Source organism: Niabella terrae (assembly GCF_054783135.1).
This window is the reverse complement of sequence record NZ_BAAGRD010000039.1, coordinates 1-24050: the sequence shown is the minus strand read 5'-3', so window position 1 is coordinate 24050 and position 24050 is coordinate 1. Positions and strand designations below refer to the sequence as shown.

21 protein-coding genes are annotated in these 24050 nt (G+C 40.5%); 11 read left to right on the top strand and 10 right to left on the bottom strand.

Annotated elements, in window-relative coordinates:
* Nucleotides 1–109: 109 nt before the first annotated feature.
* Nucleotides 110–3190: a SusC/RagA family TonB-linked outer membrane protein gene (locus ACYVI9_RS16705; protein WP_460766844.1), complete on the top strand. Its 3081-nt coding sequence runs from the start codon at nt 110–112 to the stop codon at nt 3188–3190.
* A 16-nt stretch (nt 3191–3206) separates the two neighbouring features.
* On the top strand, nt 3207–4559 hold the full coding sequence (locus tag ACYVI9_RS16700; protein WP_460766842.1) for a RagB/SusD family nutrient uptake outer membrane protein: 1353 nt from the start codon (nt 3207–3209) through the stop codon (nt 4557–4559).
* A 46-nt stretch (nt 4560–4605) separates the two neighbouring features.
* Here the strand turns inward: ACYVI9_RS16700 and ACYVI9_RS16695 are convergent, their stop codons facing one another.
* A complete protein-coding gene (locus ACYVI9_RS16695; protein WP_460766839.1) occupies nt 4606–5019 on the bottom strand; it encodes a hypothetical protein in 414 nt (137 codons plus the stop codon).
* Nucleotides 5020–5359: 340 nt separating this feature from the next.
* The gene (locus tag ACYVI9_RS16690; protein WP_460766836.1) at nt 5360–6355 is read right to left on the bottom strand and encodes a helix-turn-helix transcriptional regulator; all 996 of its coding nucleotides are present in this window, start codon (nt 6353–6355) and stop codon (nt 5360–5362) included.
* 135 nt (nt 6356–6490) lie between these two features.
* Here ACYVI9_RS16690 and ACYVI9_RS16685 point away from each other — a divergent pair, with 135 nt between their 5' ends.
* From ACYVI9_RS16685 to ACYVI9_RS16665, 5 genes are all read left to right on the top strand, one after another.
* On the top strand, nt 6491–7099 hold the full coding sequence (locus ACYVI9_RS16685) for a GNAT family N-acetyltransferase (RefSeq protein ID WP_460766833.1): 609 nt from the start codon (nt 6491–6493) through the stop codon (nt 7097–7099).
* A gap of 10 nt (nt 7100–7109) precedes the next feature.
* The gene (locus ACYVI9_RS16680; RefSeq protein ID WP_460766830.1) at nt 7110–8177 is read left to right on the top strand and encodes a hypothetical protein; all 1068 of its coding nucleotides are present in this window, start codon (nt 7110–7112) and stop codon (nt 8175–8177) included.
* Between the two features lie 125 nt (nt 8178–8302).
* Complete coding sequence (locus ACYVI9_RS16675) at nt 8303–9646, top strand: lysine N(6)-hydroxylase/L-ornithine N(5)-oxygenase family protein (protein WP_460766828.1); 1344 nt, start codon at nt 8303–8305, stop codon at nt 9644–9646.
* Between the two features lie 137 nt (nt 9647–9783).
* Nucleotides 9784–10758 carry a LuxR C-terminal-related transcriptional regulator gene (locus ACYVI9_RS16670; protein ID WP_460766826.1) on the top strand — a complete coding sequence of 325 codons (975 nt, stop codon included), beginning with the start codon at nt 9784–9786 and terminating at the stop codon, nt 10756–10758.
* 104 nt (nt 10759–10862) lie between these two features.
* Nucleotides 10863–12113 (top strand): hypothetical protein, encoded by a 1251-nt coding sequence (locus ACYVI9_RS16665; protein WP_460766823.1) that lies wholly within the window; start codon nt 10863–10865, stop codon nt 12111–12113.
* A gap of 1213 nt (nt 12114–13326) precedes the next feature.
* Here the strand turns inward: ACYVI9_RS16665 and ACYVI9_RS16660 are convergent.
* The 4 genes from ACYVI9_RS16660 to ACYVI9_RS16645 form a co-directional block, all read right to left on the bottom strand.
* The gene (locus tag ACYVI9_RS16660; protein WP_460766820.1) at nt 13327–13938 is read right to left on the bottom strand and encodes a MarR family winged helix-turn-helix transcriptional regulator; all 612 of its coding nucleotides are present in this window, start codon (nt 13936–13938) and stop codon (nt 13327–13329) included.
* A gap of 354 nt (nt 13939–14292) precedes the next feature.
* A complete protein-coding gene (locus tag ACYVI9_RS16655; RefSeq protein WP_460766817.1) occupies nt 14293–14526 on the bottom strand; it encodes a thioredoxin family protein in 234 nt (77 codons plus the stop codon).
* Nucleotides 14527–15117: 591 nt separating this feature from the next.
* Nucleotides 15118–15903: an SDR family oxidoreductase gene (locus ACYVI9_RS16650; RefSeq protein WP_460766815.1), complete on the bottom strand. Its 786-nt coding sequence runs from the start codon at nt 15901–15903 to the stop codon at nt 15118–15120.
* 100 nt (nt 15904–16003) lie between these two features.
* Nucleotides 16004–16381: a helix-turn-helix domain-containing protein gene (locus tag ACYVI9_RS16645; RefSeq protein ID WP_460766812.1), complete on the bottom strand. Its 378-nt coding sequence runs from the start codon at nt 16379–16381 to the stop codon at nt 16004–16006.
* Between the two features lie 362 nt (nt 16382–16743).
* Between ACYVI9_RS16645 and ACYVI9_RS16640 the strand changes: the two genes are divergently transcribed.
* Nucleotides 16744–17196, top strand: a complete 453-nt coding sequence (locus ACYVI9_RS16640) for a hypothetical protein (protein ID WP_460766809.1) — start codon at nt 16744–16746, stop codon at nt 17194–17196.
* A 457-nt stretch (nt 17197–17653) separates the two neighbouring features.
* Here ACYVI9_RS16640 and ACYVI9_RS16635 read toward each other — a convergent pair whose 3' ends face one another.
* The 3 genes from ACYVI9_RS16635 to ACYVI9_RS16625 form a co-directional block, all read right to left on the bottom strand.
* The gene (locus ACYVI9_RS16635) at nt 17654–18445 is read right to left on the bottom strand and encodes a hypothetical protein (RefSeq protein WP_460766806.1); all 792 of its coding nucleotides are present in this window, start codon (nt 18443–18445) and stop codon (nt 17654–17656) included.
* A 1-nt stretch (nt 18446) separates the two neighbouring features.
* On the bottom strand, nt 18447–19970 hold the full coding sequence (locus ACYVI9_RS16630; RefSeq protein ID WP_460766804.1) for an RHS repeat domain-containing protein: 1524 nt from the start codon (nt 19968–19970) through the stop codon (nt 18447–18449).
* A gap of 432 nt (nt 19971–20402) precedes the next feature.
* Entirely contained in the window at nt 20403–20621 is a 219-nt protein-coding gene (locus ACYVI9_RS16625) for a hypothetical protein (protein WP_460766801.1), read from the bottom strand.
* 771 nt (nt 20622–21392) lie between these two features.
* Between ACYVI9_RS16625 and ACYVI9_RS16620 the strand changes: the two genes are divergently transcribed.
* The 3 genes from ACYVI9_RS16620 to ACYVI9_RS16610 all read left to right on the top strand — a co-directional run bounded on the left by ACYVI9_RS16620 (nt 21393) and on the right by ACYVI9_RS16610 (nt 23780).
* Entirely contained in the window at nt 21393–21620 is a 228-nt protein-coding gene (locus tag ACYVI9_RS16620) for a hypothetical protein (RefSeq protein WP_460766799.1), read from the top strand.
* Nucleotides 21613–21951, top strand: a complete 339-nt coding sequence (locus ACYVI9_RS16615; RefSeq protein ID WP_460766797.1) for a DUF1493 family protein — start codon at nt 21613–21615, stop codon at nt 21949–21951. Before ACYVI9_RS16620 ends, ACYVI9_RS16615 begins: the two co-directional genes overlap by 8 nt.
* A gap of 482 nt (nt 21952–22433) precedes the next feature.
* On the top strand, nt 22434–23780 hold the full coding sequence (locus tag ACYVI9_RS16610) for an IS110 family RNA-guided transposase (RefSeq protein ID WP_460766794.1): 1347 nt from the start codon (nt 22434–22436) through the stop codon (nt 23778–23780).
* 23 nt (nt 23781–23803) lie between these two features.
* Here the strand turns inward: ACYVI9_RS16610 and ACYVI9_RS16605 are convergent.
* Nucleotides 23804–24050 (bottom strand): transposase (locus tag ACYVI9_RS16605; RefSeq protein WP_460766791.1); only part of this gene is annotated, 247 nt, incomplete at its 5' end.

The window sequence follows — 24050 nt, the reverse complement described above, 5'->3', positions numbered from 1 at the left end:
ATTCTCGGCTATTTGTTTGCCCGATAGTGTCGGAGCAACCGTGGGGGTCCAGATTATTCAGGATACTTTACCGCGAGGCCTCATTCATGGGAAACTAATGTCTGGCGAAATGGAGTTTATACCAGAGGCCATGTCCGTCATAAATAATACAAGCGGGGCGGGTACTTATACCAATGCAGCTTCGGAATTTTCCATAGAAGCGCGTGTCGGAGATAAAATTTCAGTGAGCGGGCTCAGTATAATCAGGACTACGGTAACGGTTCAAAGTTTGACAGATACTTTACTGATAACAGTATTCTCAAGTGATAATACTGAGGAGGAAGTGATGGTGAGCACAGGTTATCAAAAAATTAATAAAGAGCGGGCCACCGGTTCCTTTGAGTTAATTGATAATAAGACGCTCAATTTGAACACGTCCCAAAATATTCTGGAGCGATTGAAGGGGACCAGTGCGACTATACTCTTTTCGATCAAGAATGATAATCGGAACGATATTATGGTTAGGGGGGTGAGTACACTTAATGCATCAAAAAATGTCCTGATTATACTGGACGGGTTTCCTTTTGAGGGCGATCTGAATTCAATCAACCCCAATGATATTGAAAACATAACTGTATTAAAGGATGCCGCAGCTGCGTCTATTTGGGGGGCACGTGCAGGTAATGGCGTAGTGGTTATTACAACTAAAAAGGCATCTTTTAACCGAAAGATCCGTATTAGTGCGAACGCTACTGTTACTACGAGCAAACGGCCTGATTTGCATAGTCTGCCGGACATGACAATAGAAGATTATATCAGGACGGAGCAGTTTTTATTTGATAATGGCTTCTTCAACTCGAAAATAAGAAGCCGGTCGCGCCCTGCATTAACACCAGCTGTAGAAGTGTTCCTGGCACGTAGAGAAGGACTAATTTCTGCTCAGGATTCCGCATTAAAAATTAATTACTTACTGCAGAGGGACAGTAAGGATGAGTACCTGAAGTATTTTTATGATAATCCCTTACTACAACAGTATGCGCTTTCGGTTGATGGTGGAAGCGATCAGATGAACTATTTATTGGCGATCAATTTCGACAGAAACATCAGTGCTGTGGGAAGTAAAGCAGACCGCTTTAACATAAGGGTGGCAAATAACTATAAGCCATTCAAGAAAATGCAATTAGGATTCCAGGTGAACTACGGCCAGAACAGGACAAAAAGCGGCCGCCCTACTTATAATAGTATCAAAATAGACGGTAGGATGGTGCCCTATCTTAGTTTCACAGATGCATCAGGTAATCCTATTGCGGTGGATATCGGATTACGGGGTGCATATACTGATACGGCGGGGAGCGGACTATTATTAGACTGGAAATACTATCCCTTAGAAGACTATAAACATTCTCTTAATAAGACAAAAATGCAGGAGATAATAGCTATTGCAAATCTTGACTATCAAATCGCCTCATTTCTTGATCTCGCCATCAACTACCAGTATCAGCGACAGGAAAATGAAGACGTGCTTCTTCAAGATGAACTGAGCTATAGTGCGAGAAGTACAATTAATTCTTTTACGCAAATAAACTACGAGACCGGACAGGTAGTTCGGCCGGTTCCACTAGGTGGAATCTATATTTTTGACGACGCAGATATAACCTCTCAAAATCTCAGGGGACAGCTTAATGTAAACCATACCTGGGGCGTGCATGAAGTTAATGGAATTGTAGGTGGAGATATAAGAGAGGTAGTATCAAGAACCGACGGTCAAAATTTTCGTTATGGTTATTCGGAAGACCCACTTCTGTATTCGCTGATTGATCCCCTCACGCGGTATCCTAAATTGCCATCAGGCTCGAAAACTGAAATTTTATCTGGTAGCGCCATAACTAAAAAGACGAATCGATTTCTTTCCTTTTACGCGAATGCATCCTATGTATTTAAAAAGAGGTATACGATTTCAGGCAGCGCACGTAGGGATGGCTCGAATATATTCGGGCTGAACACGAATGATAAGTGGCGGCCACTATGGTCTGTAGGGGCGTTATGGGATATCGCAGGTGAGCCATTCTGGAATAAGGCCAAAATGCCGGTTTTCAAGTTCAGAACTACTTTTGGATATAGCGGCAATATCGATCCTTCGAAGACGGCCGTTCCCCTGATTCTATATTCTGATGCGGAAGATAGGGGATATCCATATGATTATGCCCGGATCAGTTCAATTAATAATCCTGATCTCAGATGGGAGAAAGTGGCCACTTTTAACGCCGCCCTGGAATTTGCCGGTCCTGCAAGTCGAATCAGCGGTAGTGTAGAATACTATCAAAAGAAAGCCACTGATTTATACGGATCTGCTCCACTGGATTATTCCACAGTAGGAATCCAAAATGTAATTGTCAAGAATATAGCTTCATTGAAGGGCTCGGGGTTTGAGTTCGTATTAAAAACACGTATCTTAAATCGCAAATTTAAGTGGTCAAACCGTCTGGCCTTCAACTACTTTCGCAATACGGTTACCGATTATTATTATACAACCGGGCAAAATTTTAGCCCCATCAGTGGAAATCAGGTTACACCTTTATTGGGCTACCCTGCCTATGGCATCCTGAGTTATCGTTGGGGCGGACTGGATACGGAAGGCAGTCCGCAGGGATACAGCGATGGCGTATTAAGTACTGATTATTCCGCGATGACCAGGATAAAAAGCCCGGATAGTCTGATATTTTCGGGTCGTGCTACACCGAAATTTTTTGGCAATTTTATTAATACTATTTCGTGGAAGGGTTTTTCGCTCGCTGCTTCGATTGTTTACAACCTGGGATATTATTTTCGACGACCAACCATAAGTTACACTAATTTATTTCAACGGGGTGATGGTCATAGTGATTTTGCACAAAGGTGGCAAAAGCCGGGCGATGAGCTGTTTACCAATATACCGGCCCTCAGATATCCAAACGATGACCGGGCCGAGGCATTTTACTCCCTGTCGGAAGCTACGGTATCCCGGGCAGATCATATCCGATTTCAGTTCATTAATCTTTCTTATAACTTTTCCAGAATCGGCAGAAGAATACAGGCTCCTGTAAATGTATACCTGAGTATTTCTAACCCGGGCATAATATGGCGCGCCGAGAAGAAAGTAAAAGATCCTGAATTTCCGGATACGTTACCACCATCCACCAAATATGCGGTAGGCCTAAAAGTCAATTTATAACTATAAACCAGTAATCATGCGAATTTATATAATTATAGTGCTTGGCGTAAGCATTTTTCTAAGCTCTTGTAAGAAATTTCTTGATTTTAAAGCAGATGCGAAGCAGGCTATTCCTTCAACCTTACAGGATGTTCAGGCCTTACTGGATAATGCAGGAATTATGAACCATCAGGGTATTTCCCTGCCTGAGGCTTCTGCAGACGATTATTATGTGAGTGATGACTCTTATAATAAGTCTACAGTACAGACAAAGGATAGAGAAGCCTATATATGGCATTTAGGTGATTACTACTTTACTAACGATTGGGCGGTGTGTTATAAACCGGTTTATATAAGTAACCTGTGTCTGGAGGTATTAGGCAATATTAATAGAGACCAAGATCCCGAACAATGGGACAGACTCAAAGCCAGCGCGCTTTTTTATCGTTCCTATTCATTTTTACAGTTAGTTACGACTTTCGCCAAGGCGTACGACCCAGCAACTGCCGAGCAGGATCCGGGGATCCCGGCAAGACTTAGTTCAGATTTTAACGTCAGGTCCGTAAGAAATTCTGTCGCGGAGGTATATAACCAAATTTTATCTGATCTTAAAATGGCTTCACGAATGTTGCCCAACCTGACGGACCACAGTTTTCGCCCGAGCAAAGCGGCCACTTATGCCTTACTGGCAAGAACCTTTCTTTTCATGAACGAGTATGATAGCGTCTATAAGTACAGTAAACTATCATATGATATATACCATGATTTGTTGGATTTTAATCTGGACATTCCGGATTATAACGCGAGTCTTCCTTTTCCACAGTTTAATAAGGAGATATTGTTCTATAGTGCTAATAATACGGCCGCCGTTTATTTTTCCCGTCCTGATATCGCCATTATAGACAGTAATTTATATAAAATGTATGCTGAAGATGATTTGAGGAAGAAAGGGTTTTTCTACGCTGATCTGGATGGTTACCTACACTACAAGGGGATGTACACTGATAACATATATAGCCCGTTTACCGGAATCACGACGGCAGAAGTATATTTAATGTTGGCGGAAAGTATGGCCCGGATTGGCATGGGGGACGATGCATTGACGTTGATTTATGCAATGCAGCAATTTAGATATTCAACGCCTTCTCCACCACTGGTTAATCCAGATACCAGTGAAATAATTTCGTTGATTTTAGCTGAAAGGAGAAAGGAACTGATTTTTAGAGCACTTCGATGGCCTGATATTAAGCGGCTAAATAAATTGACTCCATCAATTGTACTGAAAAGATTTGTTAACAATCAGTATTACGAGCTTCCGGCCAATGATCCAAGGTATGCATTGCCGTTGCCAAAGGATATTATCGACTTAACGGGTATGCCACAGAATTGATTAATACAATAAGTCCCACACCCAATTGCGTGGGACTTATTCTAATTTAAAGATCCCGGTTTATGATATCATCATAAAAAGCGGAATAGGTCGGATCGGGATCCGGGACATTGTAAGTTCCTGTTCCGGCTATTACGGGCATGTCTGGAGAATTGAAAGCGTCGTCCAGTGCCTGGGGATCAATTTGAAGTTCATTGTTTTCGTCAAGATAGGTAAATTCATCATTGACCTTTACGGCGCAGCTTCTGTCTGTTCCTAACGGACATAAAGGCAGGGTTACGACATGCACCCATTTTGAGGGATCGGACTCCTGGCCCGCTGTACCAGTAAATTGAAATGTCGAAGTGGCAAATTTGGCAGATTCTGTTTTGTGCGAACTAAATGCCAGTATAGTTACAGAGATTAATGCCAGTAAAGGCAATACGAATTTTATAGTCCGAAGACTTTTAGATGTACTCATGATAATAATATTTTAAAAAATGAAAATTGGTTTGATCTAATATTATTGCGCAATAAATAATAGTGAAGCAGTCCCCATTTACTTTTTATGTTGGCTGCATGTTAGAGGTTCTTGCCTACTATTTTCTGCAGGTATTCGGCTTCTCCTGTATTTTTAAGCGGATGCTTATTTTATTTTATCTGAAATAACAGCATTTTGAATTTATTGAGATGATTAATTGGTTCAGTTGACACTGCTGTTCGATCCTGCTATAAAGATACTGGTGTATAGTCCAGAATCAATTGACCAAAAAGTAGAAATAGGGCTCAGGAGGATTACCTGCGGTTAAGATTAAGGCTGATTACCCACGATCAGTATTTGGTGTTATTTCAAAATGTTTTTTATAGGCGCGTATAAATCCTTCGCTTGTCTGAAAGCCGGTAGTTAAAGCAACATCGAGTATTGATTTTGAAGTATTTCGCAGTAGTCTTTGTGCTTTTTTTAATCTTAGTTCGAGGCGCATTTGGTAAGGAGTAGTCCCGAATTTCTTTGGGAATCCGAATTTTAATTGCGCCAGAGATATATAGACTTTTTTAGCCAGTTGGAGTTCAGTGGAAAATTGATCTTCGCTATCGTAATTTTCGGCTTCATAAGCTATAATATCCCGCACTTCTAACAGGGCTTCTATGTTTCTATGATGCTTTCTTAATGGCGTCAGATTAGTGATTTGAGACCTGAGCAGGAATAATACCAGGAGTTCCGATCCCAATGCGTCAATAAGCATTTTTGGGCAATTAGGAAGCTGCGTATTTTTGAGGATTCTACTAACCAGAATTTGCATTTCGGGGCCTATAAAGCATTTTTGTCCGTATAAATGAATGGCTTCTGTACTCGTTTCTCTTTTTTCCAGGAATTGATCCAGGACATTAAAGTCTTCCGCCAGACTCAATAATATCGGCTCCGAGGGATGGATATCGAAAGTAGCATATTCGCCTCCTTTAGGAAATAGTGTCCGGTTCTCCATATAAGGAGCGTAAGTCATATTGAATTCTCCTTTTTCAAAAATGGTATTTTGCGAGCGTCCTAATGATTGAACCATACGGTTTTGGAGTGTAATATGCGCTTCAAGAATAGAATGAGGAACCTCGGCCATGAAGACGGTTTCATAGTTTGTTTTATAAAAACTGGGCCAAAACTCTAAGAGACGGGAGCTGATTTTGGTAAATCTCATTTCACCATATTGGCCGACACTGGCAAATTTCTCTACAAACCTGGCATTGGATTCAGGTTGTACCGGAGTTTTAATTATTTCTACCTCCTCATTTATGGAGTTTTTTATTTTAAAGGAAACACTCATGGTCCTTAAGAGCGGCTTATTTCTACTTTTTGGTCAATAAAACCAGCTTTTCGGTCAATAGGTTTGGGGCAATGTATTAATAGCTTGCACTTAATAAGCAATGATCGCTGTGCCAAATTTAATAAAAATCCTGTAATGACCCATCTACAGCCCTTTGATCAATTAAAAAGGAAAATTATTCTTTACCGAAAAAGTTTCGATGAATACAGTTTGGAGGTCAGGCCTTTATCGCTCACAAGAGATATCAAGTTTATTCATAAATGGGTGAATATGGACTACACCCAGGCTTTTTGGCAAATGGGAGGTTCTTTCGAAAAAGTCCGCCAACACTATGAATCGCTACTCGAAACAGGAGAGGGGTATTCCATCGTATTTTTTATCCAGGGTAGAAAAGTGCCGGTAGCATTGATGGATATCTACTTTCCTTATACTGATGAAATTGGTACTATGTATGATGTCGACGCAGAAGATACCGGCGTTCATTTACTAATGGGTCCTGCGGATGCCCCAATTGGAGGCCTAACAACGAATGTGATGAAAACAGGCTTGTCCTTTATATTTTCATTAGGTCCATCTCGTGTCATCGGTGAGCCTGATGCACGCAATAAGAAGGCCAATGATTTGGTTAAAAGGGTAGGGTTCAAGTTTATAAAGCCCGTTACTATGTCCTATAAAACGGCAAACCTTTATATTTTGGAAAGAGATGACTTTTTAAACCTGAGCCAATTAAGTTCTAAGTTTTAAAACCATTATCATGTTTAACGCTAATGAAAACCAGGGCCTTGCTCTTGCAAGGGGTTTTATCGTCCTGATCATGCCAGCAGTTCACACGGTATTGATTTATAGTAGCGATTCCGTCAAAGCCGGATGGTTGGGATCTCTTTTAGGATTCTTTGCGGAGCAGCCGGGTGCGCAGTTATTTATGATGCAAATGGGACTGTTCATAGGTATTGGGAGACCAAAATCTTTCACTCGTGTCTTTAGGCGATTTTTGCTGCTTTTTTTGGCCGGGTATATACTTAATTTTCTACGGCTGGTACTACCTTATTGGTGGGGCGGCTTACCGGAATCCTTTTTAATACATAATCATATTGCCGGTGATCACAAGGCCAGCTTTTCACTATTAGCTGTCGGAGATATTTTACAATTCGCTGCATTGGGATATGTTACCACGCACCTGATCCTGCGATTTTTTAAGCCTCTGATGTTGAAAATAACGCTGTTAATATTGCTTTTGATGCTTTCTCCCTATTTATGGACTTTTGAAGTACCCACTTCTATCTTTCACTATTTTTCAGGCCTGTTTGTAGGACTTCCTCCTGTAGCTTTTTTCCCCTATTTCCCTTGGATTTGCTATCCCGTTTTCGGATTGATCTTTGCCCAGGTGATAAAACAGTATCATTACAAGATTAAGTATTTGTTTTGGGGGCCGGTTGCTCTTTCATTGATTTTGCTCAGTTTGCCTTTGATGCGGATGGAACCGGCTGATTGGGGGCGTAATTTCTATCGCCTGGGGCCCGGGGGAACAATATTTCATATAGGCGTTGCATTATTATGGATATTATTGTTTCTGGTGTTTGCAGAAATAATCCGTTGGAATAGATTTTTCAATTTTATTATGCAGCTGAGCGATAAAATTACGCCGATCTATCTTGTCCAATGGATCATCATCATCTGGCTTATCCGGGTATTCGGCTTTAATGTTTTGGGAATAGGTATGACGATAGTGGCGATTGTGGTAAATACCGTATTGAGTTTTAGTGTCGCAATGTATTTGCCCACCCGGCTTTTCAATGTAAAGTATCGATTGCTCCAAAGGTGAAACCATCGAAAAGGGATATCTCAGTACCGGATTGACCGGAAATAGCTGTATGCATCTAACGGTTCAACTTTAAAAATAATGAATGGATCTCAACCCCAGCGCTTTACTGCACTAATTTTTCAAACATGAGAACAAAGAAGATTTATGATATTGCCGGTATTGGTATCGGGCCCTTCAACCTCGGGCTGGCAGCGCTCAGTAAACCAATTACCAATTTAAGCACCATCTTTATCGATCAAAAACAGAAGTTTGACTGGCATGGAGGAATGATGATTAACGGCGCTACCCTGCAGGTTCCCTTTTTGGCCGATCTGGTAACCCTGGCAGATCCATCCAGTAATTACTCTTACCTGAATTTTCTTAGAAAACAGAACCGGTTGCTGCAATTTGGAATTTATGAGGAAAGTTATATTGCCCGAAATGAGTACAACCGGTATTGTAGTTGGGTCTGTAGCCAGCTGGATAACCTGCTTTTCGGCTATTGTGTAAAAGATATCTTTTACCAAAGCCAGGAAGACCATTTTAAGCTTGTTATCCAGGAATTTAACTCCGGGTCTGTTGACACGCTTCTGGCCCGGAATATTGTGATCGGTGTTGGGGCGCAACCCTTTGTGCCTGACGGCGTTGCAAAACAAGTAGGGGCCAGGGTGATACATTCATCAGCATATATGTACAATAAAAGCTGTATTTCAAAATCTGACCAGATTACTATTGTGGGCTCCGGCCAGAGTGCGGCCGAAATTTTCTATGATCTTCTAAACAGTGTAGACCTGTCCTCGACGGAAATCAATTGGTTTACCAGGTCCGACCGTTTTTACGCAATGGAGCAAACAAAACTAAACTACGAGATGACTTCACCTGAGTATATTAATTTTTTTTATAAGTTGGATGCGGCGACCAGGTCCAGGCTGTTAAAAAGGCAGTTTTCATTGTATAAGGGGATTAATGCGGAGTTGATCAACGCTATTTATAATCAATTGTATCAATTGCATATTGATCAGATTGAGTCCCATATTACTATTCAGCCTCATTCAGAGTTAATAAGTATAAGTCCGACAAATCATTTGGGTAATTACTCCCTTTGCTTTTTGCATAATGCATTACAAGAGAAATTTGATGTGACTGCGGATTTTGTCATTTTGGCTACAGGTTACCGGTACAGCGCCCCGGATTTTATAAAATCGCTAGCGGGAATGGTGAAATTAGACGCTAATGGCAGATATTGTGTAAACCGGAATTATTCCATTAGTAATAATAACCGGGTCTTCGTGCAGAATGCCGAAATGCATACACATGGTTTTAATACGCCGGATCTGGGGCTGGGCGCCTACCGAAATGCCGTCATACTTAATACCATCACACAGAAGAAGCTTTATCCTGTAGATGAGCATACCAGTTTCCAACGATTTGGTATAAACAGGCGAATCATTAATGGTAGATCAATTTCTTGCCGTAAAGAGCCTGTGTGATCGATGAGTGTAACTGGATCCCAATCTCTAAAAATGCGTTGCGTTTTGGGTGTGAATGTTCTACAATACTTCGCTAATCACCGATGTCCTAATCTATAATTCATGAATGATGTTTTTCATTTATAATATTTAATTCGATGTTACTTTCCATTGGTAATATAAGCATTACAGCTTTAGGTTTTATTGCTATGGACATTATAGTGTTATTAAATTTCTGTACAATTAGATTTATATGGAGGAGAAACGAAAATATTAGTTTAGATATAATATTGCTTACACTGTTAATAATATTTAATACAACCGGTGGATTATTACCAGATGAGCGATTACCAGGCTCTTATTTTATTCAGATGACATTTTCTTATGCAGTCGGATTCCTTACTCCTTGTTATTTCCCCTACTATGTTTATCGCAGGTTTGGCATTGAAAGTATGCAGTTTCATGTGAAGAAAGGCGTTTTCTTCTTTTTGGTTTGCCCACTGGTTATTTTCTCGGTGGTGTTTTATTTCACTGGTAGTCTGGAGGTACCTAAAAGGTTATTGGTAATTCCGACAATTTATGCGTTCTGGGTGATAATTTCTCTTATTCAAGGAATAATGCGCAGAGTCGGTTCTCATCGTTGCCCTTCCCGAACTTTGGAGCTAATGTTGCTTTTTGGGTGTTTAATTCCGTGGGTTTCTTTGCCATTGATGGCGTATTTAAATGTTTCACATCCCATTAAAGTAGCCGTTACTAATGTTGGATTTCTATTGCTAATTTCTTTTCATTTTAAGGATAATATTTTAGAACTAAGATTGAAAAATAGTTCGTTGTACAACTCCATACGTGAAATTAAACTCTTAAAAAATGCCCTGTTACGAAAAAATAACATTGAGATTCAAGAAATACGACAAGTTTCTGAAGAGGAAAAACTTCGTTTGAAAGCAGAAGAATTTAAACTTACCAACCGGGAAAGAGAAATTGTTGTGCTAATTGCAAAAGGGTATACTTATGAGCAGGTTGCCAAAGAACTATTCATTTCTGAGCGGACCGTCGGCAAGCATATGCAAAACATTTTCACTAAAGTAGGTGTCAACAATAAAGTCGCTTTATTAAACAAATTGCGTGGTTAGCTGGCCATTTAAGGGCAAATTCCGTATAATTACGTATGAAAATAGGCATAAATGCTTATTGTCCGCTCTCGCGGAATATGGTATTTTTCCGGAAACCGTAAACGATGTTTTTTGTCCTTGATGAGAACCGCCTGTTGACAGTAAACAGACTGTTAAGAAAAAAGCCTGCCGGTGACCAGTTATTGCCCTGGCTGGAACTCTTTATCAGCGCGCTGTTGAAACCTGAAGCTAACGAGGATACCCTGCCGGATGGCTCCCAAGCGGAACGGCTTCATGACGTACTCTCAGAAGCCCTGGTTTCTTTAAGGTCTGTAACTTATCAGCATATTTTTAAACCGGGAAGGGGGAAACGCTGCAGAAGGCGTATTCTGGAGTTTCATCGCTATTATGTTGTATTGTTACATCAGATTTATCCGAACCAATCTTACTTTTCCAATAGTAACACCTGTCAGGCGCTTTTTTTTGAGGAGATCTTTGCCTACCTCCAGAGCATGGTCATCTGGATGGAAACCGATTTCCCCGAAATACGTCGTTCAGGGAACCAACCGTCTTTTTTATACCTGAATGCTGCAATTGTACAAATAAAAACATGGATTACTTCCGCCGGGAAAGTCTCCGGTCAGTATCCCCAATGCGTTGAAACCCTACAGATTGTAAAGGATATCTGTCAATCCTATTTCCGCTGCTGGAATTCGGAGTTTAACGCCAGTTATAGGGGGGTAGAATATCTGAAGCGGCTTTTGAACAGCCTGGCGGAAATCGAAAGTTTCGAATCAGTGGATGACGGGTTGCACACCGTTGACATACAGCTGATCCGATTCAATTTCAACCATCCGCTTTTTGCTGAGTACTTATTGAATAAGATTCAAAAGCAAACTGAAAAGCTGCAGCATCCGGCTGATAAAATCGCCAAACTGACTTTGCTTCAAAGCCTTCTGCGTCAGACCTGCTGTGTCAAAAACTGCAGTTTGGATGAGCAGCACGAGTCTCTGGAGGCATTACTTTCGAGGTGGGTGCAAGAAGAACTTGCCCGTTTGAAGCTAACAGCGCAATCAAACAGTACAAACCCGGCAATGGCTTCATCTGCTGGTACGGAAATGCAGCCTCGTTTGAAATGCAATCTATCCATAGATCAGCTGGCACTCATTTTCCGTGCTGCGGAAGCAGAAAGAATTATCGAATCAAAATCCCTTTCGGCTGTATTCAGATCGATAGCTCCTTTTATTTCCACGAACTTTAGAAAGCATTTATCTGCCGACAGCATGCGCAGCAAATGCTACAATGCCGAGCCCAGGGATATTAAGAATACGATTGAAACCCTGGAACAAATCATACTGAAGATAAGGGATTATTGAAATTTAATCCGTGCTGCAAAAAAAAGTTTGACTTGAGATGGACCGGCTGGTGTTGTTCATTTGTTCTGATACTTTGATAAAAATGATAGCCGGCAGCTGGAACTTCGGTGCTCCGCAGATAATCAGCGGTGCGGCTCCTGCATGCATTAATTAGGACGGTAATCAGCCCTGGGCTGTTGGAAGCAGCCACCGGCATGGCAAGGGTAGAGATTCAATAAAGAACTTACATGCCCTTTTTCCGATCAGTTTTACCCGTCGGCTGGCAGATTCGGATTTTTAGCTGCATTCAAAAAACAGCAGGGTGGGCGCCGGTGAACAGGCATCCGAACTCAGGGATCCTGTTCAGCGGTTTTTGCAGCATGGACTGCACCCGCAGCTCAGGTTGAAGCTTGCACCAGAACGGAAAGTTCAGCTTTGGAATGAACTATTGGTAAAAAGGCTCAGGTATGTAAATATTGTTTCTTCACCTATCGTAAGACAAGTCATGGTCAATAATAGTGATGGGTTGAAAACAATACAGGATCAGACCCCGTATCTAAGCAAATTGGATTTGATTTAGGACCTACTGGGATTAACGGAGAAGGGGAGGAGCCTGGTAGTTTCAGTGGATGGATCGAATGATCCCCCAAAGAATATGGGCAAATGCTGATCTCGCTGGGTGATATTCAATCAAAAATGTATCATACAGCAGTCAGTTCAGAGGATCACCTGGCCTGCACTGTTGAAAATACAGAGAACGCAGAGGTCGAGCCATAGTAAGCAGTCGGCGAACCACTCAATATTATCTGACTGATATTCTCGGTGCGCTGCTGCAACAGTTGCTGTGGTTCGGCTATTTTGGTTTGATTTATATGCTCAAACCATCGAGTGAGCCATTTTTCGGATTGGGATTAGGCAGTCTTCAGGTAGAAAACAAACTGTAACGCAGCGCAGCATCTTTGAACGCGTTCGTGGATCTTTAAATGCGCTTTCTTTTGGTAGGATTTCGTATATTATAAAAACAAGAAAGTTTCCTAACCATTTTTCCATCTTCATTGATAAAATAGTACAGGGATTGCGGAAAGTTTTTAATCTTCAGTGCCCGGACATTGGTATACTGCTTTATAAAATAGGATTGGTTTCTAAACTGCCGTATGCTTCTTTGAGTTCAAGTATTCCTTTTTACCGGAAAGCAAAATGCCAATTTCATTCCATATACCGCAGATAAATCCAATCACCATTTACTTTCGTGCTCCGGGCAATCTATCCTGAGATCTGTAGCAGTTAACTCCTGATTGAGTAGTTTGCAAAAATGTTGCGTCCCGTTTTCTAAGGGTTGGTAATGGGAGCAGGTCATACACATCCGTTGAATTGTGATGACACCCGATTCTTTCAGATCCCGTATAATGTCCAACAGACTCAACAGCAGGTTAGTTTTATCATCCGGGTGGAGCCCGCTAATTGATGTACTGATTGGCTGAGCAAAACGGGATACTTGCCCTGCAATTTCTTTTCCGCTGTCTGTAAGGTGAATGATATAGCTTCTTGTGTCTTGTGCTTCGTATTCTTTGGAAATTAGTCTTTTCTGCTCTAGTATCCTAATGGTCTCACTGATGGTGGCTTTGGTCATATTGAATTCATTTGCCAGATAGCTCACTTTTCGCTTTTCGTCGCTGTGATGCAGCAAAAAAATTAAAACCTGTATCTGAATAGGTGTTAAGCCAAACTTCTTACTTTCCTGCCATAGCAATACACGAAAGGACTGCGCAATCCGCTCCAAAGAAACGACAATCTTGCTCTCTATACGCTGGTTCTGATATTCTAGGTCAAAATCTGATTCGCCCATAAACTAGATTTGAGTACTGTCGATTTTCCATTTCGTAAATATAGGATCCTTTTTCTTCAATTGCTGCTTTCAACGGCGGGTTTACCTATTCTGTATGGCGGAACTGACATGCTGTTGAACTCATCGGCAGCTGCTGCTGATGTTCAAATTCAAATACTGATTTCCGTGGTTATATATTAGACTACTCTCCTTTAACGCTGAGGGAGCTATTAGGACAAAGGACATTTCTGATCCGGCTTTTTCGCTTATAGAGTGTCCCAAACCGCCATTTCTTTTTTATAAAATTGGATTGGTTGGTTTATTATTTTAAATGCCCCACAAAGGTAGTTAACCTAACTTTATGGGGCAAAATTTTTACCCTTTTACATCAGCTATTGATGCTCCGAAATTGATGTGCAGTACATTTCCGGTAGGGGTAACCAAGGCAGGTACCGATTTTAGGCCCGCTTTTTCGGCCTCTTCAATTCTGTTTCGGGCCTCTCCAAGGTGGACCACTTCCACATTGTCGGCACCAATAAGATCAATAACGTCATGTTCGGCACTTAGGCAAACAGGACAACCAGCGTGATAAAAGATGGACTTTTGCATAAATGATAAGTTTTATAGTGGGATGGCAATATTGCCGCTGTAAATATAGGTAGGATAACTAACTAAGCAAAAAATATTATCCAATGGTGCGTAAAATCTACCGTGACAGGCTGTCGACGAACCCCTGCAATGTTATTTGGCCGAGAAGCTGGTAACGTTGCTGCAACCGCTTATGCAGTTCGGGCATTTGGTCCGATTCCTATTTACACATAAAGGAGTGAGCTATTTTTCCGGTTTGACATTATGCGGTCGGCTGCTATTAAACGGCTGTAGCGCATCACAGTTCTTTGTGCGGGTTCATAGGTCTTAAGATTCTTTGTATTTAGGTAGGGCTTCGTTTGTTATAAAAATAATACAGCAGCCTAACCGTATTTTCGTCTTCAGTGAAAAAGTATAGGTAAGGTGAAAACTTCTTAATCTTCATTACCCGGATATTCTTTGGCTTATAAGTCGGAATAAGTACCTGATTGCCCTTTTGGCTTCAAACAGAACTCCATCAGTTCAGGCAGTAGTGTTTTAATATCAAATTCCACTTTTTAAGCATAAAGGCAAACCGCAGAAGCGGTTTGCCTTTGCAAAGAAAATTATATACTATCTAGTTGTGTAACCGCCATTCGCAAAAATGGTTTGCCCTGTGATCCACCAACCATCTGTCACTAAAAATTCTACCAATGGGGCTATATCTTTGATATCTGTAAGACCGCCCAGTGCGGAAGCTGATTTATGGTAAGCTACGGCATCTTCGCTTTCCTGACCGTAAAAGAAGGGCGTATCCATAGGGCCCGGCGCGACTGCCGTTACCGAGATGCCACGACCGCCAAATTCTTTAGATGCTGCCCTGGTAAAGTGTTCTACCGGGGCTTTCATCCCTTCGTAGGTGGAATACAATCCGGTATACGCTGCAAGTAATGAAGTTACAATCGTGCAGATTTTACCGTTGTCGTTCAGTTTTTTACCTGCTTCCTGAATGAAGAAATATGCCACTTTGGAATTGATATCGCTCATACTGTCGTACTCAGCTTCGGTGGTGTCCACGAAGGGCTTTTTCAATACTTTACCCACGGTGTTAATAGCGATATCGATACCGCCAAACTTTGCTACGCCCGCATCAAAAAGTTTTTTAACATTGGCAACATTGGTAAGGTCACCCTGCACCAGGATAGCTTCAGCACCCGCAGCCTGTACGTCTGCCAAAGTTTGCTCGGCATCTGCTTTAGAGTTCCCGCTGTTATAATGAATAACCAGTTTTGCTCCTTTTTTCGCAAAATTCCGGCTTAGCAAGCCACCTAAATTTTTTCCGCCTCCGGCAATCAATACTACTTTGCTGTTTGCATCGTTTCGTGTCATAATTTTATTTTTTGTTGCAACAAAGTTCAACAATGCAAATCGGCGTATTGTGGTGAACTTTACGGATTTTCTTCGGGGAATTATTTCGTCGTCTTTTTACTCCGTATCTGAAATTCCTATATACCCCTGGTCAATCGGATATTTTGCGTCTAAAAAATCCTGGTGTTTCTCCGGTCCATTTTTTAAAAAACTTTGAGAAATTAGAAGGGTCATAAGTCAGCGTCAATGCAATTTTGGCGATGGAGAAGTCTGTATTTGCCAGCAATTCCTTTGCTTTATCAATTATTTTGGCGTCATAAAAATGGCAGGGATGATGACCCGTTTCTTTCTGAATGGTATCAGTAAGATGGTTGTGGGATACAGCAAGTTCACGGGCTATCTGGTTGAGTTCCATAAATTTATAAACTCTGCCTTGCAAAACATCGTCAATATGATGGTCTAAAAAATCGAAATACTGTTTGCGGATCTCCGCACTACGTTTGCTGTTCTTTCCCTTTTTATCCTGCATTACTGATATGGCTAAGTTTTATTTGTGAATTTCGGAAAATATTTACAACCAAACGTGGTGAACTTTATGGATTTTGCTAAAGCGGCAGGTGAGAAATAGGGGTTGTTTAACAAATGCCCGGGGCATCATGATTAGAATCTATAAAAAACAGTTAGTTGCAGACAGCATGTACAGCAAATGCTATATTGCCGGGTCCAGGGATATTAAATCTACGATGGTAGCAGTAGGACATATTATACTGGAAATCAGGGATTTTTGAAGTTCAATCCGGGTTAAAAAAATGTTGGACTTGAAACGGGTCTGATGGTGTTGTTCATTTGTTCAGTTAAACGTACAACACAAACAATCAAAAACCGAAAATCATGGGTACTCAAATTAGTTGGCCACAGTTATTGATTCTATTATCACTGATTCTGAGCGGATATTACCTGATCGTCCTTTCGCTGCTCTATCGAAAGACTTTGAGAAAAATGTTTGTCGGCAGGTGGAACTTCGCTGCCCAGCAGCTAATCGATGGTGAGGATATTGAATCCACCGATAATGATGCTAATCAGCCCAGCGATGGTGGAAACGGCCACCGGCATGACGACGGTAGATATTTGATGGAGAAGTTACATACACTTGTTGCCGGTCAGTTTTACTCGCCGGCTGACAGTTACGAGTTTTTAACCGCATTGAAAGAAGCAATCAAGGAAGCGCCGGTGAGCGGGGATCCGAAAGTCAGGGACTCTGTTCAGCGGTTTTTACAGAATGAACTGCAAGCGCAGCTCAGATTGAAGCTTACACAGGAGCAGGAAGATGAACTTTGGAATTAACATTCATTGTGGTATTCTGGATAAAACCCGTCTGAGCTTTCTGATCCGCGTCTTCTCGATAAACGGAAGAATTACATTTACGCCGGTATTATTTTAGACAATTATATTTAACATACCTTTGCAGTAAACCTTCAGAACGGCTTGCAGAAGTCTCATCATTCCAGTCAAGATGGTTTAGTTCGTCCAAATAACCTTGCAATAATTCATTATTTTTTCTGCGCATTTAATTTATGTACCGGCACCCCCATTCCTGGCCGATGCCCTTGCTGCGTCCCTGGATTACCTGGTGGCCGATAGCGATATGAAGGTGCTGGATAAAAGACACCTCGCCGCCTGGACGATATTGAAAAACTACCCGAAGCCGACAGGAAAAATATTTTTTACACACTCGACAATCTTGTTAAAGCTGCTAAGTTTAATGCCATATAAAGTAAAAGCCCGGCAGTGCCGGTCTCTATTAGCTTTCACAAGGAATATAATTAGCAGTAACCTTTAACTTTAAAAATTCCTTCCTTAGAGATTGTGACACAAAAATATACTTTCGAGCATTTGCTCCGGTACCAAACCATTCTTTGCTTTTGAAAATTTGCATATCACCTATATTTTCTTTAAATCGAGGAAAAAAGCCTTTATTAATTAAATCGTATCGTTTTCGATTACAATTTTTGCAAAGTTGATAAGGGTAGCCCTCTATATCAAGGGGTGCTCCTGCTTCCGGGATAATAAGTTGCACTGTATCATCAATAACGGTTTCTTTCTTATAAAGCAATACTGGCTCACTTTGTATGTCGAGAGGCCTAAACAAACTTTCATAAAAGTCTTTTCTCACAAACAGTTCATCATATATCCAGTTCAAAGAAAATATCCTTTTCTTGCCACTCCAGTTTGGTGCTTTTCTTAACCGAAATGGTTCTTTTTGTATTAAGCCAACGCCGCAGCTACCGCAATAGTTAGAGTCGTTGTAAGTTGTCTTTTTATATCCAGCATCATCGTCCGGCATTGGGTAGCCATTTGCCCAAGGACTTAAAATTACTAGTCGTTTCGTATTGTTTTCTTCTTCCTCAGTAAATTTTGAAACTACAGTTTCTTTAACACTCCATCTATCAAAATAAGGTTTTAATTTCCAATAAAGTTCATTCTCTTCAATCCAAAAAGAATAATACCCTAACTCAATATTAATTCCGTGTTTTTTAAGTAGGGCAACTTGTTTTTTATCCCAATCTGAAAATATACTATGTAAATTTTTCATGTTACAATCCTAGCGCTTTTAAAATTTCAGGATACTCCTTATAGATTACTCTGGCAGCGTTTTCTACCTGTTCCCTTGTGGCATTTAAGGTAGTGGTGGCTGCTTTGGAGCCTTCATAACCAATCTTGGCTCTCCAAGCATTTGTAAATACCTGATGCTCTGTTTCCGTTACAACAATTGAGGCCATTTCACCCGCTTTTTGCTCCATTAGATCGGCAAATCGTTTTTCAATTAGATGATGAACCTGTGATCCAGCTGGGCTTAGCTTTTTAAGCTCTCTGTATGATTTTATTCCAAACTGTGCCGCGTACTTTAATGCCTTAAATCCGGTAAGACCTCGCTTTAGCTTCAATAAACGTAAGGCCCACTTTGCATATTTCGCCTTTGTCAACCATCCTACTGGAACAAAAAAAGACCCTACAAAAGTAGCTCCTTCGATAAACGCTTCATCATCCTTCCTTGTTTGTTCTGCAACTTTTTGACTAAAGTTTACGATCTTCCGGATATTTTGCATACTCTCGCGCAAAGAGTTATTTGCAATTCTATCTATATTAATATTATTGCGAAGTAACTGATAATATAGATTTCTTTTCCCCCATAAACCTCGTGCAGCAACAACCGTCACCTCTTCCAGCGTTTTTACATCATTGGGGCCTTCTTTTAAGCCCAGAGGGTCATTAAAACTAATCGGATTATTTATTGCAAAATTATACGGTGTCCATTCCCAGTTGGCCTCCGCCAACTCATCTATCTGCCAGAATCTACCAAGTTGCGGATCATACAGCCTGTTTAAAGCATCATATAACTCCAAACCAACATTGCCGGCAAACTCTCCGGCCTGTAATTCATTACCCCGATTGAATTTGAACTTGTTCCCAAGATAACTTGTATTCTCGTAAGATATTCCTTTTTGTATTAACCCGAACGGATAATAATGCGTTTCCTCCATTACGGTGCCATTTTGGTCGATCATAGCCCTGACATTCCCCAGATGGTCTTTGAGGAAGTAATCATAGACGAACGTGGTAGCCGTTGGGGTAACAGGTCTTAGCCTGCCTTCCGCAGTAGCGATATGCCTTAACGTATCATTTTCAAAGATCATCCCACCCAGGTACAGGGTTCGGGTGGTTTTTGCACCTTCGGTAACCGTTTTGCTGAGTTTGGTACCTGCCGCATCATAGCCGTAGACAATGATACCTTTGCCTGTTACCGTGATTTGCTCCGGTAAATTTAAGATATTATAGCTTATCGCGCTAATGCCTTTGTTCCCGTCTTTGACCAGGTTGCCATTGGCATCATAGTCATAGTCATTACTACTGCCACTGCTGCCATTATTAAAATCACCCAGCTGGTAATCAGTAGTTTGGGCGTCTATTACCTTTAATAACCGGTTACTACCGGTATTATAGGTATAACCGAGCTGGTCAATGGTCGTTTTGGTGCCATTATAGAGCCCCTGACGGGTCAGTGAGCGGATAATCCCATTGAGATCATAGGCGCTGCCGGGGCTGGTGCCATCACCCATCTGGCTGCTAAAATCATGGGTAGCGCTAAAAGCTTATCCGCTGTACCGGGAATAATCAGCTTTCAGGAGGCGGTTGACCGCATCATAGCTGTATTGGTATTTTCTGATCACCGCCCCGTTGGTCTGGCCCCGTGTATATTCCGCTGATGATGGTAAACCCTCTGTACCGAGACTGTAAAGCAGGGCCTTTTTGTTCCAGCAGGAAATGAAGCAAAAACTGGTAGGGTAAAGATGTAGTGTAACCCAAATTGGTTTGTTGAGTAAAAGACACAACAACCGCGGCGCGCAGAACACCTGCGAGGGCAGAAAAAAGACACTACATACCCTGGCTACAGACCTGCGTTAGAGAGTTTAGAAACTTTGAAAAAGGTGATTACAGATAATCGTATATTTTCATTTTCTTTAAGATGGTATAAAATATAACGCAACTCTTCACCTATCCACAACAACATCCTCTACTTCCTCCTTCGAAAGTGTTTCACCATATAGTTTTGGTATTAGATCATTTGCTATTTTTTGGGCAGATTCCCCTATGTCAATAAATGATGATGCAGTTTCTTCCGTAAAAGAATTCGTTGAGGGGTTTTCCTCAAAAAAATGATATTTCAGCAAATTGTTACTAATTTTATTGCGCTTCTCCGTGTAGTTCATACTCTATTTTTTAATTCGTCAATATCCATTAATAAGCAAATGAATATATTCACTTACAAACATTTTGGGTATTCTGTTTTCTTCGTTTGTGTGGCCGTTAAAATATCCCCAATAATCTACACTGTTGGAAGTATATAGGTTTGGAGGATTGAAAAGCGAACAATATAAAGATTATTTTAAGTATAATGCAAATGAATAATTGGATTAAAAACTTAGTTATTTCAAGTATCATATTTTTGACATCTACGCTTATAGAATCTATTATATATTTCCTTCAGGTATATTTTTTCCCAACATCTGAAAGCATTGAAATATATGGAAAGGGAGAAACTATTCAAGAAGTATTGGTTAGCTCTATTCTTTTTTATAGCACAACCGCTGCTAACTATTTTTTTGTATATTGTATTTCGATAAATTTACTATTCTATTTATTTTTTCGAAATATTTTTAGTTGGTTAAAAATAATTATACTCAATTCCATAACAAAATTATTGGTTGTTTTTATTTTATGGCTTTTATATGGCGCAAACGGTATTCAGCATATCATCATCGTAGGTTGTGTATTCTTAGGCTGCATTTTAATGATTTTAATCACTTCTGTCCGAGTAAAATTATAGAAAAAGGATTGTCTTAGCTCCTTACAAGAGTATTGGGGCGATTTGTCCCATATGCGGGGTGGGCATTACTTGCAAAAGATTTATGGGATTACAGAGTGGAGATTAAAGCGGGTTATTCTATGTTAATGCGAATGGCTTTACAAAGGTTAAAGATTTGAAGGCTAGCTATATTTTAAAATCATCTTACAGTAAGATAAAGGTTGAGATAAGCAGTATTAAAAAGGTAACTAAACCTGTTCCGGTATATAATATAGAAGTGGGTAGCGACCATAATTATTTTATAGCTAACAGCACTATATTGGTTCATAATAAAAATATTACTGAAATAAACGAAACTCATTCCGATGGGTGTTCACCGGTAAAAAATAAATCCCATGAGTGAAGAAATTCTTGATAAGCTGAAAGCCTTCATTATCAAAGAGGCTGCTGTCGAAGACGAAGAAGTGATAAGAGATGCACAAATAGAAGGTGATTTAGGAGTAACGGGTGGTGACGCATTAGATTTTTTGATTACTTACGGCAAAACATTTAATGTAGACCTAACAAAATTTATGGCGGCAGATTATTTTTATGGTGACGGAGACCTAATATTGCCAGCAATTAATAGAATACTTGCTGGTAAAAATAAAAAACGAAATAAAATACTGACTGTTCAGCATCTTGAAAAAGGGATATTAGCTGGTAGGTTGGACGAAGAAATTATTAATAGCTAAAAATGAAAATAAAGCTGTTCACTCCGGCTTCTGGAGAAACGTCTGGTGCAGGCTCCCTCTTAGCACGAAATTTATGTAATGATAAGCCTGCTATTTGGGGGCTTATATGTTTAGGACATTCCTGGTATATCATAGAGTTTACCCGTTATCCCTAGAATATAATTTATAAAACCCTTGAGTTCTTTAGGAAAGAGACTGTAAAATATTTTGTGTAAACGGATTTATTATCTGCATTTAGATCCGGCATCTGTTTTCAAATATAGTTAAGTACCCAGATAACTGTGTTATGTTTTGTTAATTATAACTTTGTACCAAAGCGTTCTGTAGTAAAAGCCTTTCAGTTCAATGAAGACGACTTCAAAGTTAAGTATGGCTTGCCGCATTCATGAGTTTTTTAATGAACGTCAGAGTTCGTATAGTAGATTAATATTCAAATAATGCTGCATTCAGAGCGCTTATTTTATAATTTATAAACGCGAAACATGAAAAAATTAGCCTCCTCCAAGACACTAAGCATTCCTGTCGTCCACCCAAATGCTGCAGGTATCGATATAGGCGATATGCTTATAGTGGTTGCGGTACCTGCAGATAGAGACCTATTTTGCATTAAAGAATTTGGGTCTTTCACTGAAGATCTGCAAGCCATCGCCCGATGGTTAAAAAAATGCAGTATTGATACTGTGGCGATGGAATGTACAGGTGTGTATTGGCAAAATATTTACACGGTTCTAACTCAATATGGCTTTGATGTTTGCCTTGTTAATGCACGACACACGCGTAATGTGAAAGGCAGGAAGACGGACGAGAAGGATGCCGAATGGATACAACGCCTGCATTCTTGCGGTCTGCTGAGCAGCTCTTTTTTACCTGATGATTTGACTCAAACTGTCCGAACATTGGTTCGTCAACGCAGAAGTCTGATGCAGGATAGTACTCGTTGTGTGCAACGTATGCAAAAATCCATGGAAATGATGAATATTAAACTCCATGCTGTCATTAGCAATATTGTTGGCAAAACAGGAAAAGCAATTGTCGAGGCTATTATCTCGGGTCAGAGAAATGCAGAGAAATTTCTTCAATATGTGGATAGGCGTATTAAGGCAGATGACCAAACCTTACTCAAATCTCTTCAAGCCAACTGGCGAGAGGAGCAATTGTTTTTATTAGAACAATCATACGGGATGTATCAGTTTATACAACAGCAAATCAACCTTTGTGAAAAACAGATTGAACTGTGTTTACAAAAAATTGCGGCAGTACAAAATGATGGTGTTGTTGAGGCGCCCCCGATGGCTAAACGAACAACAAAAAATAAGTTATCTTTTAATGCACAGTCGACTTTACAAATAATACATGGGGTGGATGTAACCAGTATTTACAGTATCAGCGAAATTGCGGCGCTGGAAATATTTGCTGAAACGGGAACCAATTTAAGCAAATGGCCTACCGAAAGGCACTTTATCTCCTGGCTCAACCTTTGTCCGAACAATAAGATTTCTGGTGGAAAGCTTATCAGTAGTCATATGCTTAAAAAGAAGCCAAATGCAGCAGCACAGGCATTTCGTTATGCAGCCAATGCACTGCAGCGTAGCAACCATTGGTTGGGTGACTATTTCCGGAGAATGAAAACCAAAGGAGGTAATAAGTATGCTATCGTTGCTGCAGCAAGAAAGCTCGCAATTATTTATTACAAAATGGTCAGGTATAAACAACCTTTTCAACCATTTGACAATGGAGAATACAAACAAAAATTACAAAAAGCAAAAATTGCCTATCTCGAACGTACGCTATCTCGCTTAAAAGCTCAGATACCAACTGTAGTTATATAGTAGAACTGATGGAGTATGAAGCCTCAATTTTGAATAGGCATGCTCCATTTTTTTTCGATATTGGTAATAGCCATGTAAACGGCCTTTAGGGCCGCCTGATCGTCGGGGAACTGGACTTTTGTTTTTGTGTATTTTCTGATACCCCGGTTCAGGTTTTCGATGGTATTGGTAGTATAAATAATTTTTCGGATTTCCAGTGGAAAGTCAAAATAGCTGGTAAGGCAGTCCCAGTTGTGGCGCCAGGACTCAATAGCGTGGCGGTATTTATGG

Bases quoted from the DNA above. Each gene is read 5' to 3' on its own strand.
- ACYVI9_RS16705 (WP_460766844.1), top strand. From the start codon at position 110: ATGGAGTTTATACCAGAGGCCATGTCCGTCATAAATAATACAAGCGGG.
- ACYVI9_RS16700 (WP_460766842.1), top strand. From the start codon at position 3,207: ATGCGAATTTATATAATTATAGTGCTTGGCGTAAGCATTTTTCTAAGC.
- ACYVI9_RS16695 (WP_460766839.1), bottom strand. From the start codon at position 5,019: ATGAGTACATCTAAAAGTCTTCGGACTATAAAATTCGTATTGCCTTTA.
- ACYVI9_RS16690 (WP_460766836.1), bottom strand. From the start codon at position 6,355: ATGAGTGTTTCCTTTAAAATAAAAAACTCCATAAATGAGGAGGTAGAA.
- ACYVI9_RS16685 (WP_460766833.1), top strand. From the start codon at position 6,491: ATGACCCATCTACAGCCCTTTGATCAATTAAAAAGGAAAATTATTCTT.
- ACYVI9_RS16680 (WP_460766830.1), top strand. From the start codon at position 7,110: ATGTTTAACGCTAATGAAAACCAGGGCCTTGCTCTTGCAAGGGGTTTT.
- ACYVI9_RS16675 (WP_460766828.1), top strand. From the start codon at position 8,303: ATGAGAACAAAGAAGATTTATGATATTGCCGGTATTGGTATCGGGCCC.
- ACYVI9_RS16670 (WP_460766826.1), top strand. From the start codon at position 9,784: ATGTTACTTTCCATTGGTAATATAAGCATTACAGCTTTAGGTTTTATT.
- ACYVI9_RS16665 (WP_460766823.1), top strand. From the start codon at position 10,863: ATGTTTTTTGTCCTTGATGAGAACCGCCTGTTGACAGTAAACAGACTG.
- ACYVI9_RS16660 (WP_460766820.1), bottom strand. From the start codon at position 13,938: ATGGGCGAATCAGATTTTGACCTAGAATATCAGAACCAGCGTATAGAG.
- ACYVI9_RS16655 (WP_460766817.1), bottom strand. From the start codon at position 14,526: ATGCAAAAGTCCATCTTTTATCACGCTGGTTGTCCTGTTTGCCTAAGT.
- ACYVI9_RS16645 (WP_460766812.1), bottom strand. From the start codon at position 16,381: ATGCAGGATAAAAAGGGAAAGAACAGCAAACGTAGTGCGGAGATCCGC.
- ACYVI9_RS16640 (WP_460766809.1), top strand. From the start codon at position 16,744: ATGGGTACTCAAATTAGTTGGCCACAGTTATTGATTCTATTATCACTG.
- ACYVI9_RS16635 (WP_460766806.1), bottom strand. From the start codon at position 18,445: ATGAAAAATTTACATAGTATATTTTCAGATTGGGATAAAAAACAAGTT.
- ACYVI9_RS16630 (WP_460766804.1), bottom strand. From the start codon at position 19,970: ATGGGTGATGGCACCAGCCCCGGCAGCGCCTATGATCTCAATGGGATT.
- ACYVI9_RS16625 (WP_460766801.1), bottom strand. From the start codon at position 20,621: ATGAACTACACGGAGAAGCGCAATAAAATTAGTAACAATTTGCTGAAA.
- ACYVI9_RS16615 (WP_460766797.1), top strand. From the start codon at position 21,613: ATGAGTGAAGAAATTCTTGATAAGCTGAAAGCCTTCATTATCAAAGAG.
- ACYVI9_RS16610 (WP_460766794.1), top strand. From the start codon at position 22,434: ATGAAAAAATTAGCCTCCTCCAAGACACTAAGCATTCCTGTCGTCCAC.